The organism is Shewanella maritima (genome assembly GCF_043643735.1).
GTDB classification, from domain to species: Bacteria; Pseudomonadota; Gammaproteobacteria; order Enterobacterales; family Shewanellaceae; genus Shewanella; species Shewanella maritima_A.
The window spans coordinates 228,635-246,172 of record NZ_JBHZSM010000003.1 but is presented as its reverse complement, the minus strand read 5'-3'; the positions used below and the strand labels follow the sequence as shown (position 1 = coordinate 246,172).

The 17,538-nt window shown below is 41.4% G+C and carries 18 protein-coding genes and 1 other annotated feature; of the genes, 5 read left to right on the top strand and 13 right to left on the bottom strand.

Annotation, left to right across the window (positions count from 1 at the left end; translation table 11 throughout):
* Positions 1-29 precede the first annotated feature (29 nt).
* The 4 genes from ACHUGF_RS05315 to thrA all read right to left on the bottom strand — a co-directional run bounded on the left by ACHUGF_RS05315 (position 30) and on the right by thrA (position 5,513).
* Positions 30-575, bottom strand: a complete 546-nt coding sequence (locus ACHUGF_RS05315) for a hemerythrin domain-containing protein (RefSeq protein WP_394129863.1) — start codon at positions 573-575, stop codon at positions 30-32.
* A gap of 188 nt (positions 576-763) precedes the next feature.
* Positions 764-2,047, bottom strand: coding sequence for a threonine synthase (thrC, locus tag ACHUGF_RS05310; protein WP_394129741.1), 1,284 nt, complete (start codon positions 2,045-2,047; stop codon positions 764-766).
* A gap of 47 nt (positions 2,048-2,094) precedes the next feature.
* Complete coding sequence (thrB, locus tag ACHUGF_RS05305) at positions 2,095-3,051, bottom strand: homoserine kinase (RefSeq protein ID WP_394129740.1); 957 nt, start codon at positions 3,049-3,051, stop codon at positions 2,095-2,097.
* The gene (thrA, locus tag ACHUGF_RS05300) at positions 3,051-5,513 is read right to left on the bottom strand and encodes a bifunctional aspartate kinase/homoserine dehydrogenase I (RefSeq protein WP_394129739.1); all 2,463 of its coding nucleotides are present in this window, start codon (positions 5,511-5,513) and stop codon (positions 3,051-3,053) included. Before thrA ends, thrB begins: the two co-directional genes overlap by 1 nt.
* Before the next feature lie 653 nt (positions 5,514-6,166).
* Here thrA and ACHUGF_RS05295 point away from each other — a divergent pair.
* On the top strand, positions 6,167-6,730 hold the full coding sequence (locus ACHUGF_RS05295) for an FKBP-type peptidyl-prolyl cis-trans isomerase (RefSeq protein ID WP_394129738.1): 564 nt from the start codon (positions 6,167-6,169) through the stop codon (positions 6,728-6,730).
* A gap of 237 nt (positions 6,731-6,967) precedes the next feature.
* Positions 6,968-7,342, top strand: a complete 375-nt coding sequence (locus tag ACHUGF_RS05290) for a hypothetical protein (protein WP_394129737.1) — start codon at positions 6,968-6,970, stop codon at positions 7,340-7,342.
* Between the two features lie 303 nt (positions 7,343-7,645).
* Here the strand turns inward: ACHUGF_RS05290 and trpR are convergent, their stop codons facing one another.
* A complete protein-coding gene (gene trpR / locus ACHUGF_RS05285) occupies positions 7,646-7,924 on the bottom strand; it encodes a trp operon repressor (RefSeq protein WP_394129736.1) in 279 nt (92 codons plus the stop codon).
* A gap of 258 nt (positions 7,925-8,182) precedes the next feature.
* Here trpR and ACHUGF_RS05280 point away from each other — a divergent pair, with 258 nt between their 5' ends.
* Positions 8,183-8,632, top strand: a complete 450-nt coding sequence (locus ACHUGF_RS05280; protein WP_394129735.1) for a c-type cytochrome — start codon at positions 8,183-8,185, stop codon at positions 8,630-8,632.
* Positions 8,633-8,799: 167 nt separating this feature from the next.
* On the opposite strand, the gene ACHUGF_RS05275 is transcribed toward ACHUGF_RS05280, so the two are convergent.
* Positions 8,800-9,456 carry a cytochrome b/b6 domain-containing protein gene (locus ACHUGF_RS05275; protein ID WP_394129734.1) on the bottom strand — a complete coding sequence of 219 codons (657 nt, stop codon included), beginning with the start codon at positions 9,454-9,456 and terminating at the stop codon, positions 8,800-8,802.
* Between the two features lie 389 nt (positions 9,457-9,845).
* Between ACHUGF_RS05275 and hpf the strand changes: the two genes are divergently transcribed.
* Both hpf and ACHUGF_RS05265 read left to right on the top strand, forming a co-directional pair.
* Positions 9,846-10,196, top strand: coding sequence for a ribosome hibernation-promoting factor, HPF/YfiA family (hpf, locus tag ACHUGF_RS05270; protein ID WP_394129733.1), 351 nt, complete (start codon positions 9,846-9,848; stop codon positions 10,194-10,196).
* A gap of 182 nt (positions 10,197-10,378) precedes the next feature.
* Positions 10,379-10,497 (top strand) — a sequence feature (Phe leader region).
* Between the two features lie 48 nt (positions 10,498-10,545).
* Positions 10,546-12,465 carry a chorismate mutase gene (locus ACHUGF_RS05265; RefSeq protein ID WP_394129732.1) on the top strand — a complete coding sequence of 640 codons (1,920 nt, stop codon included), beginning with the start codon at positions 10,546-10,548 and terminating at the stop codon, positions 12,463-12,465.
* Between the two features lie 75 nt (positions 12,466-12,540).
* On the opposite strand, the gene ACHUGF_RS05260 is transcribed toward ACHUGF_RS05265, so the two are convergent.
* The 7 genes from ACHUGF_RS05260 to rpsP all read right to left on the bottom strand — a co-directional run bounded on the left by ACHUGF_RS05260 (position 12,541) and on the right by rpsP (position 17,480).
* Positions 12,541-12,885, bottom strand: coding sequence for a hypothetical protein (locus tag ACHUGF_RS05260; RefSeq protein WP_394129731.1), 345 nt, complete (start codon positions 12,883-12,885; stop codon positions 12,541-12,543).
* 155 nt (positions 12,886-13,040) lie between these two features.
* A complete protein-coding gene (gene tyrA / locus ACHUGF_RS05255) occupies positions 13,041-14,180 on the bottom strand; it encodes a bifunctional chorismate mutase/prephenate dehydrogenase (protein WP_394129730.1) in 1,140 nt (379 codons plus the stop codon).
* Positions 14,181-14,194: 14 nt separating this feature from the next.
* Positions 14,195-15,283, bottom strand: a complete 1,089-nt coding sequence (locus tag ACHUGF_RS05250) for a 3-deoxy-7-phosphoheptulonate synthase (protein ID WP_394129729.1) — start codon at positions 15,281-15,283, stop codon at positions 14,195-14,197.
* 244 nt (positions 15,284-15,527) lie between these two features.
* Complete coding sequence (gene rplS / locus ACHUGF_RS05245; protein ID WP_130601535.1) at positions 15,528-15,881, bottom strand: 50S ribosomal protein L19; 354 nt, start codon at positions 15,879-15,881, stop codon at positions 15,528-15,530.
* A gap of 34 nt (positions 15,882-15,915) precedes the next feature.
* On the bottom strand, positions 15,916-16,662 hold the full coding sequence (trmD, locus tag ACHUGF_RS05240; RefSeq protein ID WP_394129728.1) for a tRNA (guanosine(37)-N1)-methyltransferase TrmD: 747 nt from the start codon (positions 16,660-16,662) through the stop codon (positions 15,916-15,918).
* A gap of 15 nt (positions 16,663-16,677) precedes the next feature.
* Positions 16,678-17,208 carry a ribosome maturation factor RimM gene (rimM, locus tag ACHUGF_RS05235; protein ID WP_394129727.1) on the bottom strand — a complete coding sequence of 177 codons (531 nt, stop codon included), beginning with the start codon at positions 17,206-17,208 and terminating at the stop codon, positions 16,678-16,680.
* A gap of 20 nt (positions 17,209-17,228) precedes the next feature.
* Positions 17,229-17,480, bottom strand: a complete 252-nt coding sequence (gene rpsP, locus ACHUGF_RS05230) for a 30S ribosomal protein S16 (RefSeq protein WP_394129726.1) — start codon at positions 17,478-17,480, stop codon at positions 17,229-17,231.
* Positions 17,481-17,538 lie beyond the last annotated feature (58 nt).

Sequence of the window (17,538 nt, the reverse complement as noted above, 5' to 3'; positions counted from 1 at the left end):
TCTTTTTTGATTTACAAAACATTAACAAGCTATTGCTTGTTATCGATATCTGCAATATAAGCTTTTAACTCATCAAATGTAACTTCATCACTTTCACTGAATAATGGGTCATCCACCAATTTTTGATGACATAACTTTTCAATTTCTGCCCAATCTTCAACAGTTAATGATTTAACAAAGTGCGGAAAGATTTCTCGCTCTTCATATTCCATATGTAATTGCTGTAGTTCAATGTAGGACTTCAGATCGGCGACGAGCTTTTCTCTTGAAATAACAATATCGCTTAAAATCATATTTAAGCTATACATCAATGCGCCAGAAGATTCAGCTAAACGAGTGTGTTCATCGTGCAACTGTGAACTATTTAACCCGCCTGTTTTCTTCATGAAGAAATCATAAGTAATGTCTTCTAAGGGGTGATGGGAATGCTCAGCATAGCTTTGCATGTATTCAACAATATCTCTTACCAAGCTAAAATTGACACCTTCGCCAACAGCCAACTTTCGTTGTTTTTTAGCAAGAATATCCAACAAAATGGCAATATGCTGGTGATCACGTCTTAATCGCTTCAACATGGCTTTCTCAGGCATTTTGTAACTCCCGGTAAAAAATTGTCAAAAATCATGTACCTTATATTTACAAGGATAGTCGTAAATGTGAATGACAGAGATCATAAATCTATACATTCACTATCAATTAGTAACCTTCGCACATTAAAAAGGCCCCCATTTTGAATGGGAGCCCAGTAATTAACTATTCGACCTTAGCCTAAATGCTTAAAAAGATAGGCTTTCAGTTGTGCGAAGTCGGCATCGAGTTCTGCAGAGAGTATTGTTTTATTGGCTACCGCAGCTAACTCAACAGGCAGAGGCAAATCAGTATTGAGTTGCTCGTCCACCACATCTTTGAACTTAGCAGGATGTGCCGTACCTAAAAATACGCCAAATTCATTTGAATTCAACTGCTCATCTAAGGCACACGCAGCAATGGCAGCATGAGGTTCAGATTGGTATCCTTGTTGTTGTAACTTGATGAGTGCATTAGTGGTTTTTGCCTCAGAAATAGCCACACCTGATATTAACGATAAATCCCAGCCCATTTTTTGACAAATCACTTCAGCACGGGGCCAATTGCTCGGCTCAGATACATCCATGGCGTTCGACATTGTGGCGACAGTCTGATTCGGCGCCCACTGCCCATCATCTAAAAAGCGTGGCACGGTATCATTACTATTAGTCGCAGCAATGAATCGGCTAATAGGTAACCCCATGGCCTTAGCAAATAATCCAGCGGTTAAGTTACCAAAGTTGCCACTGGGCACGGACATAACAATGTTATCTTTGCCCGCCTTTTTCGCTTGTGCAACCGCTTCAAAATAATAACAAATTTGTGCCAATAAACGGCTAATATTAATTGAATTAGCCGAGTTTAAGGCCAAACCTTGACGCACATCTGGCTCATCAAAGGCCTGCTTAACTAAAGCTTGGCAAGCATCAAAATCTGATTTGACCGCGATGGTGTATATATTTTTCCCAAGCGTAGTGAACATTCTTTCTTGCAGTTCACTAATCTTGCCTTGAGGGTACATTACCACGACATTGACTTTGTCTAAGCCATAGAATGCATCAGCAACGGCGGCACCAGTATCACCTGATGTAGCAGTCAATATCGTTAGCTTATTATCACCTGCCAACAAGTTAACGCATTGCGCCATAAAACGAGCGCCAAAGTCTTTAAATGCCAGAGTCGGACCATGAAACAACTCTAAGCAGGCTTTATTATCATCAACTGCTGAAAGTGGCACATCAAAATTAAATGCGTTTTCGACCAACTTATCAACTTGTGCTTGGCCTAACTCATCGGCTAACCAAGCACCTAAAATTTGCTGGCTACGTTCAACAAAAGGCATTGTAAGCAATTCATCAATGTTATCTAACGTGGGTATTTGGCTTGGGAAAAACAACCCTCTGTCTTTTCCCAGTCCCAATTGGACAGCTTGACTAAAGTTAACCACTTGCGAAGGGTGTTTTAAATTATACAGTTCCATTAATACGACCTTTGAATAAATTAAGTTGGATTTCAGTACAAGATGACTTAGTCAATAACCCTTGTGCCTTGTATATCTATATGACAAATATGGCTAAATCCACCTTGTTCTGTCACATAGTGCTGTTCTAACCATGCTTGTGCTGCTTGTGCTTTAATAAGTGAATCTGTGACAGAAAATAAGGTTGGTCCACTGCCAGAAATACCTGTGGTTTTCATGCCAAGTTCAGTCAATGTCGCGCGCGCTGCTTCAAAGCCTGGGATTGCTTTAGCACGATAAGGTTCTGCAATAACATCTTGTAGTACATGCAAAGCCATATCCGCTTGTTGGCTGTAACTTGCATGCACAAAAGCACTTAAGCGGCGGCCAAAATCAATAGCAATACTTTTTGGATACTGCTCAGGCAATAGCTGGCGCATTTTCGCGGTGGACAATGAAATGCCAGGATAAGCCACCACCCAATACCACTCTTTAAAATGTGGGATCCCTTGGCAAGTAACCTGAGGCGTATCTAGCATCAATTGCATCCCACCAAGATAACTTGGAGCGACATTATCGTAATGCACACTGCCTGAAATCTTACCTTCAAACTCTCCCATTAACTGTAATAGCGCTTGTTGATCATATGGCGAATCGAAATACGCATTTAACGCATATAAAGCAGCAACAACGGAGCTTGCTGATGAGCCTAATCCGCTTCCTACGGGTAAATTCTTCTGTAGGTGCAGTGAAACCCCTTGAGATATTTGCTGCTTTTCAAGAAAAAATTCTGCACATTGATACACAATATTCTCGGCATCATTATCGGGCAACTTATGCGCCCAAGGACCGGATTGGCTGTATTGTATTGGTTGCTCACTCGCATCAATAGTGACAGTGTCACCTAGCAACTGCCCGTCTATCGGCGCAAGTGCTGCCCCCAGCAAATCAAAGCCGACTCCAACATTGCCCATAGACGCTGGCGCATAAATGGTGAGCTTTGAACGCGTGTTTTCAGACTGCATTATGCGACCTCTCTTGACCAATTAAGTGTTCTTAATACATCGGCAAATACACCTGCAGCGGTCACTTCTGTGCCCGCACCATAGCCACGTAAAACAAAAGGAATTGGCTGGTAGTAGCGACTATAAAATGCCAGTGCATTTTCACCACCTTTTACGCTATAAAGTGGGTCACTGCTATCGACCTCTGCTATTCTGACATAGCATTGCCCATCTTCAATTTGACCAACGTAACGCAATACTTTCCCTTGCGCTTTAGCATTCGCAACCCGTTGAGATACTTGTTCATCCAAGCTAGTAAGATTTTGCATGAATTGCTCTACATTACCGCTATCGTCAAAATTAGCTGGTAAAACTGACTCAATTTTAATATCTGACAGCTCTAACTCTAAGCCAACTTCACGAGCAAGAATTAATACTTTCCGCGCAACATCCATACCACTTAGATCATCACGAGGATCTGGCTCTGTAAAGCACTTGTCTCTTGCTATCGCCGTTGCTTGAGACAAAGTCATACCTTCATCGAGCATGCCAAAGATATAAGATAACGAACCGGACAAAATTCCATTGAACTTAAGCAGTTTATCACCTGCGTATAACAGTTTTTTCAAGTTATCAATGACAGGTAAGCCCGCTCCCACTGTTGTTTCATATAAAAATTGACGGCGATGCTGTAGAGCAGTACTGCGTAGTGATTGATAAAATGCCTTGTCGCGCGTATTGGCTTTTTTATTGGGAGTAACCACATGAAAGCCTGCGGCCATCACATCTAAATATCTATCAGAGACTAATTCGCTAGAGGTACAATCAACAAACACTGGGTTTAAAATTTGCTGCTCTTTACCCCAGTTGAGCATGGCTGATAGATCAAAGTCCTGTTGTGAATTTGCTATCGCCTCACGCCACAGACTCAGATCGACACCTTCAGGATCGAGTAACATCTTCTTAGAGTTGGCAATACCGCACACTCTCATTGTGATGTGCTGTTGTTTTAACACCTCACCTTGTTGCAATATTTGTTGTAATAGCCCTGCCCCCACATTGCCAGCACCCACTAAGAACACATCTAGATATTGTTGAACATCAAAAAAGGCTTGATGACATGCACGAATTGCATGCTTGGTTTTATCTTGTCTCACCACTGTTGAAATAGAGCGCTCAGAAGATCCTTGGGCAATGGCCACAATATTGACACTGGCTTTTGCAAGCGCATTAAAGAACTTGGCCGCTACACCTTTGTGCGTCTTCATGCCATCACCTATCAATGACACTATCGCTAGATCTTGACGTAATTCAATGGCTTCAAGAAGTTCAGACTTTATTTCTAACTCAAACTCTTGCTCTAATGCCCACTTTGCCTTATTAGCTTCGTGAGTTGCCACACAAAAGCTAATGCTATATTCAGAGGAGCTTTGGGTAATCAGTGAAATAGAGATTCCGCTACGTGAAATCGCCTCTAACACTCGGCTTGCCATCCCGACCATACCTTTCATGCCAGGACCAGAAACATTGAACATTGTTTGATCATCGAGATTAGAAATGGCTTTAACCTGCAACCCAGTCTGATCTTCTTGATTGGAAACTAATGTCCCTGGAGCATCGGGGTTAAAGCTGTTACGGATATAACAAGGGATATGATATTGAGCAATAGGCGCAATTGTTTTTGGGTGCAACACCTTAGCGCCAAAATATGAAAGCTCCATGGCTTCTTGGTAGCTTAACTGCTCAAGTAGTTTTGCATCCACTACCACGCGAGGGTCAGTATTATAGACACCATCAACATCAGTCCAGATTTCACAGCTACTTGCATCAATACATGCGGCCAGTACTGCTGCCGAATAATCCGAGCCATTACGCCCTAATGTCACCACTTTGCCGTGTACATCTGATGCCGTGAAACCTGGCATCACCCACACTTGCTTAGCCGTTAAATCTAGTTGAGCAAATCTAGGTTTGCTCACAGCAATATCGACATTGGACTCTAACGTTTGTCCATGGGCTAAAAATAACGCTTGCGGGTCTAGTTTGTCAGCCGACACTCCTTTAGCATTTAACACCTGTACCATCAATGCAGTTGATAGCTTTTCACCAGACGTGATGATTTCTGCACGGACATAATCAGGACATTCACCCAATAAATGTATGCCATGTAACTTTTCTTTCCAAACTGATACTTGAGTTGATAACTGCTCAGCCAATGCTTGCTGCTGGGCATCATTTAGCACCACCGCAGCATCACTAAAGAGCTGTGAAAAAACTTTTTCAACCTGCCCAACCACAGCTTCATAGGGTTGTTTATCTACGGCAAGATCAACCATATTTAATAAACCATTGGTAACCGTTGCCGGTGCTGAAAGCACTGTTGCCACTGAAGTTGTTTTTGTCGTGGTTAGAATAATCTCTGCAGCCATTGAAAAACGTTGCCAGTTAGCCAACGAGGTTCCACCAAATTTCATCACTTTCATACAACTCTCCAGAGCAATTTCACATACTTTCATTTTGAATAAACAAAAAAAACCCGCTTGTCGTGTAACGAAGCGGGCTTTAAAACATGATTTTAGGGTAAAGTCAGCCCGCCCCCATTATGGTAATGGTGGTGGTCGTAATAATAGTCGCCATAAGATGACTCATTGACATGGACGCTTCCTAATAAATCAGTTTAATAGCAGGTTTATCCCTGCGCTTATTTACAGAATCCTTGTTTACCCACACATTGTCAACCTAAAAATACACTCTATAGTAAAACAATTTCAAATTGACTGGTTGACATATATTAACAACAACAAACCAAAACGACATCCACATAGATATTCAATCAACCACAAGTCACAACAAATGCATTACTCCATCAATACACCATCCTAAGGTACTGATACATAACAGAGTAAAATCAAAAAAGCTAAATCACTACGTTTATCCTTACAAAAAGTAATGCATCAACAATGCATAAAAAATGATTGTCTACCAACAACATGAACAATATTCACGAATAATAATATTGCATCGTGTGTGATAACAAATACGGCAGATTAATTTTATTAAGCAAAATCTGATGTATGTCATCGCACTGGTGAATTAGAAACGATATCATGCTGCCATCTTATGAGTTGGAGTTGACATGAAAATTACAAAACACAGCGCGGTAACAATTCACTACAAGCTTTCAAACCAGCAAGGCGAGTTAATTGAAAGCTCTTTCGAAGCAGAACCAATGCTATACCTACATGGTAGTGAAAACATAATCCCAGGGTTAGAAACAGCCCTTGAAGGCAAAACCGTTGGCGATAAACTTGATGTAGAAGTTGAAGCTGAGCAGGGCTACGGTCCTTACCATGATGGCCTAAAGCAAGAAGTCCCAGTTGCAGCATTTGGTGATATTCAAGATATCGTGCCTGGTATGCGTTTCATTGCAGAAACCGAAATGGGTCAACGTCCAGTACAAGTAACTGAAGTCAAAGATGACTCTATTGTGGTTGATGGCAACCACCCTCTTGCGGGTCAAACATTGCATTTCAATGTAGAAGTGGTTGAAGTTAGAGAAGCATCAGCAGATGAAGTAGCACACGGCCACATTCATGCACCTGGTTCTAGCTGTGGCCATGATCATGGTGAACATGAAACCTGTGGTGAAGAAAAGCCCGGTTGTGATGGTAAAGGTGGCTGTGGTTGTGGTTGTCACTAAGCTTACAATAACAATCTTTATGGCTAATACTTTGAACTAATTTACTTCGTTAGAATTCAGTATAAAGTATCAAATCAAATCAAGTGGTTGTCTATTTTGTAGGCAACCGCTTTTTTTTTTCCTATACTTTATTGATGTCTATTAGACTTTATTCGGCTGGTTTGCCTCGACTTAACAAGGTTTGTAAACAGGCCTTACGCGTAAAAAACCCAAGATAATACATGCGAAGGAGTGCATATGTTAGCTAAACCCATTTATGAAACCTTACCTTATATTTACCTTTTTATAGGTGGAGTAGGCGCAATAGTAGCTAAACCGGCTTATGCAATTTATGCGGCTATTTTAGTCTTTATATATGGTGCTTATATCTATAATCAACGCTCTGCAAACCGAAGAACTGATCCCAAACGCAAACGTAAACGCGGAATATTACCTGAATTCATTTATGGACAGTTGCCTTTTTTATACATTTTAACAGCAGCGTTGATATATCGATTTTACCCTAAAGATTCAAGTACATTATTTGCAATCTGCTTAGTGACCTTTGGCTTTTACCTTGTGATACGAAGAGCAAGCTTTAGACACCATAAGGCCCCAATTTCATCTCACTGATCTCCAGTAAGCTGTATCTCAATAATGAGTGCAGCTTATTTCTTTGGTTACTTCATTCTAGGATACACTTAGACCCCACCAGCAAGCTCTCATTTATTTAACGCCATTCCAATTTTTTCCCGCTAACCTTACTAGCAAATAAATGAAGGTTAAGCAGAGCCATTAACATTAATAGGTCTTAGAAAAATAACAAACTGAGGATAAGCGGAGTAAATTTAAAATGGGGAAATCATGAAAATACAAATTGAGGCTTTATGAAAGCCCCACACAGCCATACTTTAGATGGCAATGTGGAGAATACCGCTACTCTAGGATGAGTTTCTGAATGGAATCTCTATGCTCTTGAGTCATATTTTTTAAGTAATTTGAACATCGCGTAATTGTGGCAATACTCACCTGATATTCTGCTGCAATTTGGCGTTGACTCATTTCACCAGCGAGCAAGCTTTGAAACACTTTCAATCGGCCAGCAATTGCACTGCGTTCTTCTTCTGTTAATAACAGCTGAAACAACACTGCTAAATCATCATTGTTTGCATGAGTTAAAATTTTATCTACTACTAAGCTCCAATCAGCTCGCATATAAACCTTCTATTGCCTGTAATGCTATAACATTACAGAGTGTAGCAAAAACATCTTACTCAAGGCAAAGCGATTAGGGTAAGTTTAATAATCATATGATTTACTTCACGAAATGCTTACTTACAAACTAGGCTACACAAACGACATTTTTTATGTAAAATGAGAGGCGCGTCATAATAACTCCCATAATGAGGTACCCACTTTGGCAATTTCATTATGGCTCTCTGTCATGTAATTTAACTCAATGAGACAACTAAAATGAAAAAATTACTTGTTGCTTTTACTGCTGCAGCAGTGATGATCCCAAGTGCATTTGCTAACAACTTCAAAGAGCCAGCTGATGCTATCGAATACCGCCAAAAAGCATTTAGCCTAATTGCTTATAACTTTGGTGATATGGGAGCCATGATGAAAGGTAAAAAACCTTTCGACCAAGAAGTATTTGCTAAACGCGCAGCGAATGTTGCGGCTTTATCAGTAATCCCTCATGAAGGCTTTATCACGGGTTCTGATAAAGGTGATACAGAAGCACTCGCAAAAATCTGGAACAATAAAGCAGATTTCGATGAGCGCATGACAACTTTTCAAGCAAACGCTGCAAAACTAGCTGAAGTCGCTCCAACAGGTGACATGAAGACGTTGAAGCAAGCATTCGGTAACACAGGTAAAAGCTGTAAAGGTTGCCACGACAACTACAAAAAAGACTAAAGGTTTGACTCCAGCAGTTTTGTTAACCTAAAGCATGCGCTTCGTGGTTATCATCATTAAAAATGCCCACAACTAAGTGGGCATTTTTATGTCTGAAATTTCATCAACATGACATTGGTTAGCCAGCATTAGATATGATCTAGTGTTGGCGTCTTAAATAAACCTTTCTATAAAAAAGCCACTATTGGTGCAATGAGCATATACCAAACAATTGCCCCTAAAGCGCTTATAATTAAAACGGCTTTCCAGCTAGCTGCGATTGAAGGCCCTACTACACCTTGTTCTGCTTTTTTATTGCCCGTAACCATGGCGACAATCAGATTCTCCCCTTTTAACTGGTGCACAATTACTGCAAGTACATGAATTGCCACCATGTACAAAATGATTTCAAAATTCAGCTTGTGTAGCCAAGTTAAAGTAGAAGCCATATCAGAGGAAACATACTGGTAAAGTGGCCCTTCAGTAAAAATATCATCTGTCGCGAATAAACCCGTTATTAACTGTAAGCTCAGACAAAGCATGAAGGCCATGACCATGTAGCCGCCTAATGGGTTATGCCCTAGAGTCTTTGCCTTATATTGACCACGTAAATAGCGCCAGGCAGTACTAGGCAAGGTCATAAAGTCTGTAAACTTTGCTGTGTCACTACCAATAACACCCCACACCCAGCGAAACACAATTAACACCATCAGTGCATAGGCACAGATCTGATGCCACTCCATCTCACCTTGATCGGCCGTCCACCATAATGCGGCCATTAAGCACACTAAACTCCAATGAAATAGCCTTGTGGGTATATCCCATACTGTTATTTTTGTCTTCATCCCTAGAACCTAATATGTATTCAATTGAGTGAGAATGGTTTACCGCAGTAACCGTACGTTTTATAAAAAGTAACCTTACATTTTTATAATCAGGAACAAAATAGCAGTGAGAAAAGTTTAAGTAGATTTACGTAAGAGAAAGTAAACGAGGAAAGAAAAAGTGTGAAAAGTTGAGAGAATCAACCTATGCTTAAGTAAGCTATTCATTCAAATATGAACCTAAAAATAGGGGATTTCAAGCAAATATTGACCTGATTAAACCCATTTAATCTAAGCGCTCAAATTTGCAGCAAACGGATTTATAACCCAGTAAAAACGTGATCAACTTCTCGTTTAACGCCACTAAAGTTGGTAGTCTGAAGTTAAGCAAATAACAGAAGGTTCTAAATATGCTGAAAATTACTAGCAAGCAACTTGAAGTCACTGCCCCTATCCGTGAACGTATCGAAGGCCGCCTTGAAAAGTTAAGCCGACATGATATCCAGTTAATCAATCCACATGTCATAATCACGCAGGAGAAACAGCAGTTTAAGATTGAAGCTTCAGTTGGTATACCTAGTGGCGAATTATTTGCACAGGCGAAAAACGAAAACCTTTACGCAGCAATTACTGCAATGGGACAAAAGCTGGAGAAACAGCTAAATCGCCTGACCCATAAACCTCACTCACAACGCCATGCTACTTTACCAGAAGTAGAAGATGAGTTTGAGTATGAAAATCAGGAGGACAACGCAGCTTGATAGTTATTTCATTTCAAACCAAGCGCACCTCGGGTGCGCTTTTTGCTTTATAACCCATATGCACCTGTAAATAAATACATGCGCTAGTGCAAATAATTATCTGCTTGAGTAATTTTCCATTGACACCTACTCAACCTCGCTTTAATTTGAATACTATTGAACACGCTTTTGAAGACTATGAACACGCTAAAGAACCGATTTTTTATTTTCTTTTTTATTCATTCCATCCTCGGGGGCGGATTTTCTGTGTAAAAACGAAAATGAAAATTCATAAGCCTCCCACCAGGGAGGCTTTTTTGTATTTAATGTGATTGCTGTTATCCAGCAGCAAATTTGTAAAGGTTAATCAATGTCAAAATTACCTAAGCTAGGCCATACTAGAGAACAAATCACTGCATTAGATAAGCAGTTATTATCATTACTGTCTAAAAGACGTGAGCTAAGCTTAGATGTTGCCAGAAGCAAAGAAGTCGATGTAAGACCGATAAGAGATGTTCAAAGAGAAAAGGAATTGCTGGAACGGTTAGTTCAACAAGGGCGTGAACAAGGTTTAGAAGCCCATTACGTCATTTCTCTATACCAGAGTATCATTGAAGATTCTGTCCTTAACCAGCAAGCTTACCTTCATAGTCGAGCAAATCAACAAACTCAACAGTCGCAAACCACTGTGGCATACCTTGGTGCAAGAGGTTCTTACTCCTATCTAGCAGCATCACGTTACTGTGACCGACGCCAAGTCGAAATGGTCGATTATGGTTGTCAAAGCTTCGATGACATTATCAATGCAGTTGAAAGAGGCCATGCTGATTATGGCTTTTTACCTATAGAAAATACTTCTTCAGGATCAATAAACGAAGTCTATGATGTGCTACAACATACTTCGCTTTCCATTGTGGGTGAAACCACTATCGAAGTAGGACACTGCTTATTAGCGAAGAAAGGCACCTCAGCTAAAGATATCACCACCGTCTATGCTCACCCGCAGCCAATTAGCCAATGCAGTAGTTACTTAAGAAATCATCCCGAGTTAAAACTGCAATATTGCTCTAGCAGCGCTGAAGCAATGAATAAAGTCATTGAAAGCACTGAGGTAAACATTGCCGCTATTGGTAGTGCAGAAGGCGGAGCGTTATATCAACTTGAAGTAATAGAAGAAGACTTAGCGAATCAACAAATCAATCAAAGCCGCTTTATTGTTGTTGCCAGAAAAGCAGTGGAAGTACCTGTGCAACTACCAGCTAAAACCACATTAATTATGGCAACAGGTCATAAACCAGGTGCATTAGTTGAAGCGCTGATTGTATTGCGTAATCACCAATTGAATATGACAAAACTGGAATCAAGACCGATTACAGGTACACCATGGGAGGAAATGTTCTACCTTGACATTGATGCCAACCTTGCATCTGAAAGTGTACAACAAGCGATTCAAGAGCTCGGCCAACACACACGATTCATTAAAGTGCTTGGCTGTTATCCATGTGAGACGGTTAAACCTACCCAGCTATCACAAGCACAACTATTAATAGAACCAAACAGTTCAAAAGGGCTAGAACAAACAACAAGTATTGCAAAACACGATCGCAGCTATAAAGAGCAAACTACGCTAGAATTTAGCCATTTCAGCATTAGTGACAATGCATTTAGTACATTCAAATGGTTAACACTGTCATCTGATATTAACGCGATTACATTACAAGCTAAACAAGCCAAAGAATCTGGTTTTAACGCCGTTATTTGCCAGCACGATGCAAAGCTTGCTTCCCGTGAAATTAGTGAGGCCTTAAAAGCCATCAGCCAAGCGGGTTTAGCCAGTATTTTATATCTTGAACACGGTAATGAACTTCCGGGTACTTGCCAAGATGCTGATGCATTGATGATTTCAGGGCAATATATGTTCGACACCGGTTTATTAACTCAAGCGGGGAGTCTCAGTAAGCCAGTGTTACTAGAGCGTCATTCAAATGCCAACAATGATGAATGGTTAGCCAGTGCTGATACGTTGCTCAACCAAGGTAATCTACAAATTGGTCTTGTTGATTCAGGAATAATCAATACAAATGACGCGAAAGTAATGTTAGATCTCGCCAGCATCATAGCTGTCAAAGCGAAAAGTCACTTGCCAATATTAGTGAATACTGCACAGATAGCGACAACCGAGAACTTACAACAACACGCTACTGCTGTGAAACAGTTAGGCCTATCTGGTGTCATCATTCAGGTTGAGCAAAGTATTCAAACCGAAGTATTGCAGGCTATGCTTAATTAATAATGATTGAGAGTGAGCGTCAATAATAAAGGCACCCTTCGGGTGCCTTTTTAGTGTTGAGAGAACTGAAACAGTTTATAGCTTTACGCCATCATTTAGACTAAGCCAACCTTTAAATACACGGTAACAAAACCAAGCAATTGCAATAAGATACAAAGGTAAGCTAATCCACAACCCAGCGCTCATGTAACCGGCAAACAACATCACAGCCAAGCCCATGATACTGACCTTTTGCCAGCGTAAGTGACTCGCTAGCAATGAGCTAGGCTCGACATGCTTTTGAATTAAATTAAGCCATAAGCTAATTAAAACTGGCAGGAAAAATAATGGAAATGCGCTCATTAATCCGTAGAGGAAATGACCTAAAGACTTATCTTTTATCAAGGAGTCTGCACAAATCTGAGGCGAGGCAGTCGTCATAAGCATATCTCCGATGGTAAATGAGTGATAAGTAAGAAGGTGATAATTTAGCAAGTATCACTGAATTAAATATTAAACCCAGTGACTGACCACCTTCTACTAATTAACCATAATCGCGATATCCACAATTAGCAATGCTTAAGCAAGGAATTTATTTACCCAACTTTCATATCATTGACTGACTGTAACATGGCTCGACTTTCATGCTGGAACTGTGGTGCAAAGTCTCCAAACCATTGTGCGACTTGTTTAAATTGCTCAACAAAGGCTTCACGGTTACCGGATTTCAATAACGTTAGCGCTTCTTGATAGTTTTCAAGATAATCACTGATAGCCACCAAACTGCCTTGCTGTGCAAAGATTATATCGGCGTACAGCTCCGGATCTTGAGCAAATAAACGACCAACCATAGCCAGCTCTAATCGGTAAATGGGTGAGCTAAACTGTAATAAATTATCTATATCAGCTTGTTCTTTACAAAGGTTAAGGCCATAGACAAAGCTTGAGAAGTGACGCATGGCCTGCACGAGTTGCATGGCACTATCATGGTTTTGAGGTTCGGCAACAACAATACGCGCACCCCAAATTTGGATCTGTTCAAGTAACCATTGATACTCATGCTCATCACGGCCATGACATACCACAACGACCTGTTTAGCAAGACTGCCAACATCAGGACCAAACATAGGATGCAAACCGACAACAGGCCCTTGGTGAGCATCTAACATAGCTTGAACAGGCTCACCTTTAATCGATGTTAAGTCAGCCAAGATACAGTCTGATGGTAGCTGCGTTAAATGCGTACGGATCACATCACAAGTCACCTTGATTGGCACAGTTACCAGTACCATACCAGCACCATCAAATAAATGTTTAGCATTCATCCAGTCATCTTTATCAAGTGTTTTGACTTCATAACCTGAAAGACTGAGCATTTGACCAAACAATTGACCTAACTGCCCTTCACCACCCACAATGACAACATGGCCTAAGTCGGTTTTGACTTGTTTGAAACCCACATCTTTTTCATTGAGGTATGATTCACGCATTAGTCGACGTAGCACATCCTCAATAAGCTGCGGTGATATACCCATTGATTCGGCTTCAGCCCTACGCTTGGCTAACATCGCCGCTTCACGTTGTGGCGCATAAATGGGGACACCTGCTGCGTGTTTCACCGCACCAACTTGAGCGACGAGATCTAAGCGCTTACGCAATAAATTGAGTAACTGCTTATCAACGCCATCAATTAAATCTCTCAGTTGCTCTAAATCAGCTGTGGTTTTCTCATTCATGTATTATTTACTCATTAGCCATTTACGACTTGCTGTGTATTAAAACGTTGTGGCAGCACTGGAGCGAGTTGCTTAGCACCACCCACCAGAATTTTTTCTGTGGTTGCCCAGTCAATGCAGGCATCTGTGACTGATACACCATATTCTAGAGCATCAGGGTTGTCACTACTTTGATTCCCCTCATTTAAATGACTTTCTAGCATGATACCAATAATGGATTTATTGCCTTGGCTTATCTGATCAAACACATCTTGGCTAACCTGCTTCTGGCGTGAATGATCTTTGGCCGAATTACCATGACTGCAATCAATCACAAGTCGCGCATTTAACTTAGCGGCATGTAATTGCTGTTCACACTGTCTAACACTGTCTGCATCGTAATTTGGGGCTTTACCACCACGCAGAATAACGTGACCATCTGGGTTACCATCAGTCTGCAACAGGCACACCTGACCTTCTTGATTAATGCCCATGAAACGGTGGCTACTCGCAGCAGATTTTAGTGCGTTCATTGCAACATCTAACTTGCCGTCGGTACCATTCTTAAACCCTACAGGCATAGAAAGGCCCGATGCCATTTCTCTGTGGGTTTGAGATTCTGTAGTACGTGCACCGATGGCTGACCATGTGACAAGTTCTGAAATATACTGTGGGCTAATTGGATCTAGCGCTTCAGTGGCGACAGGTAGTTCAAGCTCAGCTAACCATATCATTAACTCTCGCGCCATTCTTAAGCCTTTCTCAACATTAAATGAGCCATTCATATCAGGGTCATTAATCAGGCCTTTCCAGCCAACTGTGGTACGTGGCTTTTCAAAGTAAACCCGCATTAAAATGTATAAATCATCTTGCAGTTCATCATGCAAACGCTTCAGTTTCAGTGCATATTCTTTGGCTGCATCGATATCATGAATTGAGCAAGGACCAGCAACCACTAATACTCGATTGTCTCGTTTATGCACAATATCAGAAACGGTTTGTCTGGCATCCAAAATATACTGCTGAGCATGAGCTGATAAAGGCCGCTCCTGTTTAAGCTGTGCTGGAGTAGAAAGCACCTGTTCAGCGCTAATGTGTACATTATTAATTGTATCTTGCTGCATATGAATTGCCTTTAACCATTACCTAATTGCATAAATTCGAGTGTATTTTCTGTTTATGAGCTGAGATATAACAACCCAAAAGTAAAGGTGTACCGCTACACCATTACAACCGAGAGGTAACTATGCCCTTAGCGACACCTGAAAGCAAGAACAAAACTGATTTAATTTGGTCTATATAAACAAAAACCCGCCTTTAGGCGGGTTATTGTGCGAACACTGCATCTTTATTCTGTTTAGGTAACTATTACTTAGTTGCCAATTTCTCACGGATACGTGCAGATTTACCTGAACGCTCACGTAAGTAGTACAGCTTAGCACGACGAACGCGACCGCGACGTTTCACTTCGATGCTTGAGATTAGTGGGCTGTGCGTTTGGAATGCACGCTCAACGCCTTCACCATTAGAGATTTTGCGAACTGTGAATGCAGAGTGCAAACCACGGTTACGCTTAGCGATAACTACGCCTTCAAAAGCCTGTAGACGTTCTTTGTTACCTTCTTTTACACGAACCTTAACTACTACTGTATCACCAGCACCAAACTCAGGTACGTCTGTTTTCATTTGCTCATCGTTGAGCATTTTAATGATGTTGTTCATAACTTACTCCGTTCTAGAATAACTGAAGCGTTGACTATGCGGACTTGTCCGTATCATGTACGAACTGCGCTAATAAAGTCGATTGTTCGTCAGTCAGAGCTAGATTTTCAAATAATTCTGGTCGTCGCAAAAAAGTTCTTCCGAGACTTTGTTGTAACCGCCAGAGTCGAATTTTTTCGTGGTCACCGCTTAATAGCACTGCAGGAACCGTCATACCATCTAAGTTTTCAGGGCGTGTGTAATGAGGACAATCCAGTAAGCCTTCAGAGAAAGAATCTTGCTCTGCTGACGCTTGCTTGCCTAGTACGCCTGGCACTAACCTCGCAACTGAATCAATCAAGGTCATTGCGGGTAATTCACCGCCCGAAAGCACGTAATCACCAATTGACCATTCTTCATCCACTTCAGCTTGAATAATGCGTTCATCGATACCTTCATACCGACCACACACCAAAATCAAACTGTCTGATTTAGCTAACTCAGAAGCACCTCGCTGATCCAGCTTGCGCCCCTGAGGAGATAGATAAATCACTTTCGCTCTGTCATCCGCTGCCGCTTTAGCAGCATGAATGGCATCACGCAGAGGTTGCACCATCATTAACATTCCAGGTCCACCACCGTAAGGGCGATCATCAACCGTGTTATGTCTATCATGTGTGAAATCACGAGGATTCCACGTGTGTACCTCAAGCAGGCCGTTTTTCACGGCTCGACCCGTCACCCCAAAGTCTGTTACGGCACGAAACATCTCAGGAAACAGGGTTACAACCCCTAACCACATATGTTGCACCTCGACTTAGAAGTCAGGATCCCAATCCACTACAACCTGTTTACCTTGCAAGTCCACTTCTTTAATGAACTGCTCGGTGACAAAGGGGATCATACGTTCCGCTTTGCCGAATGCATCTTTAGCGTTAGCTTTTACGAGCAATACGTCATTAGATCCTGTTTCCACGATCTGATCGACCTTACCCATGTTATAGCCTTTAGTGTTAGTCACTTCGCAGCCAATCAGGTCACGCCAATAAAATTCATCATCAGCTAACTCTTGCATTTGCTCAGGCATAATGCCGATCTCACAATTTGTGAGCATCTGCGCCTGTTCGCGATTGGTCACCCCTTCAAGCTCAGCGATAACCGCTTTACCTTGAGGTTTCCATTGCTTAACTTTCACTTCGCGCCATTCGCCTTGTTCGTTTAACAACCAAGGTGAATAGTCAAAAATACCTTCAACAGAATCGGTATAGGCAGTGATTTTTATCCAACCTTTAATGCCATGACTAGAGCCTAATTTACCCAGTACAATCGGCTGTTGGTTATCGTTCATCTATCTATACCCACACACAATTAAGCAGCAGCTTTACGTGCGTCTTTGATTAACTTAGCAACACGCTCAGATGTTGCAGCACCAGTAGCTACCCAGTGCTCAACACGATCAAGATCTAAACGTAAAGTTTCTTCTTGGCCTTTAGCCATTGGGTTGAAGAAACCTACACGTTCGATGAAACGACCGTCACGAGCATTGCGGCTATCAGCCACTACGATGTTGTAAAATGGACGCTTTTTAGCGCCGCCACGAGCTAAACGAATGGTAACCATGCGTTTTATTCCTCTAATGATTTGCATGAAGCAAAAATAAAAACTGGAACCCGTGTTC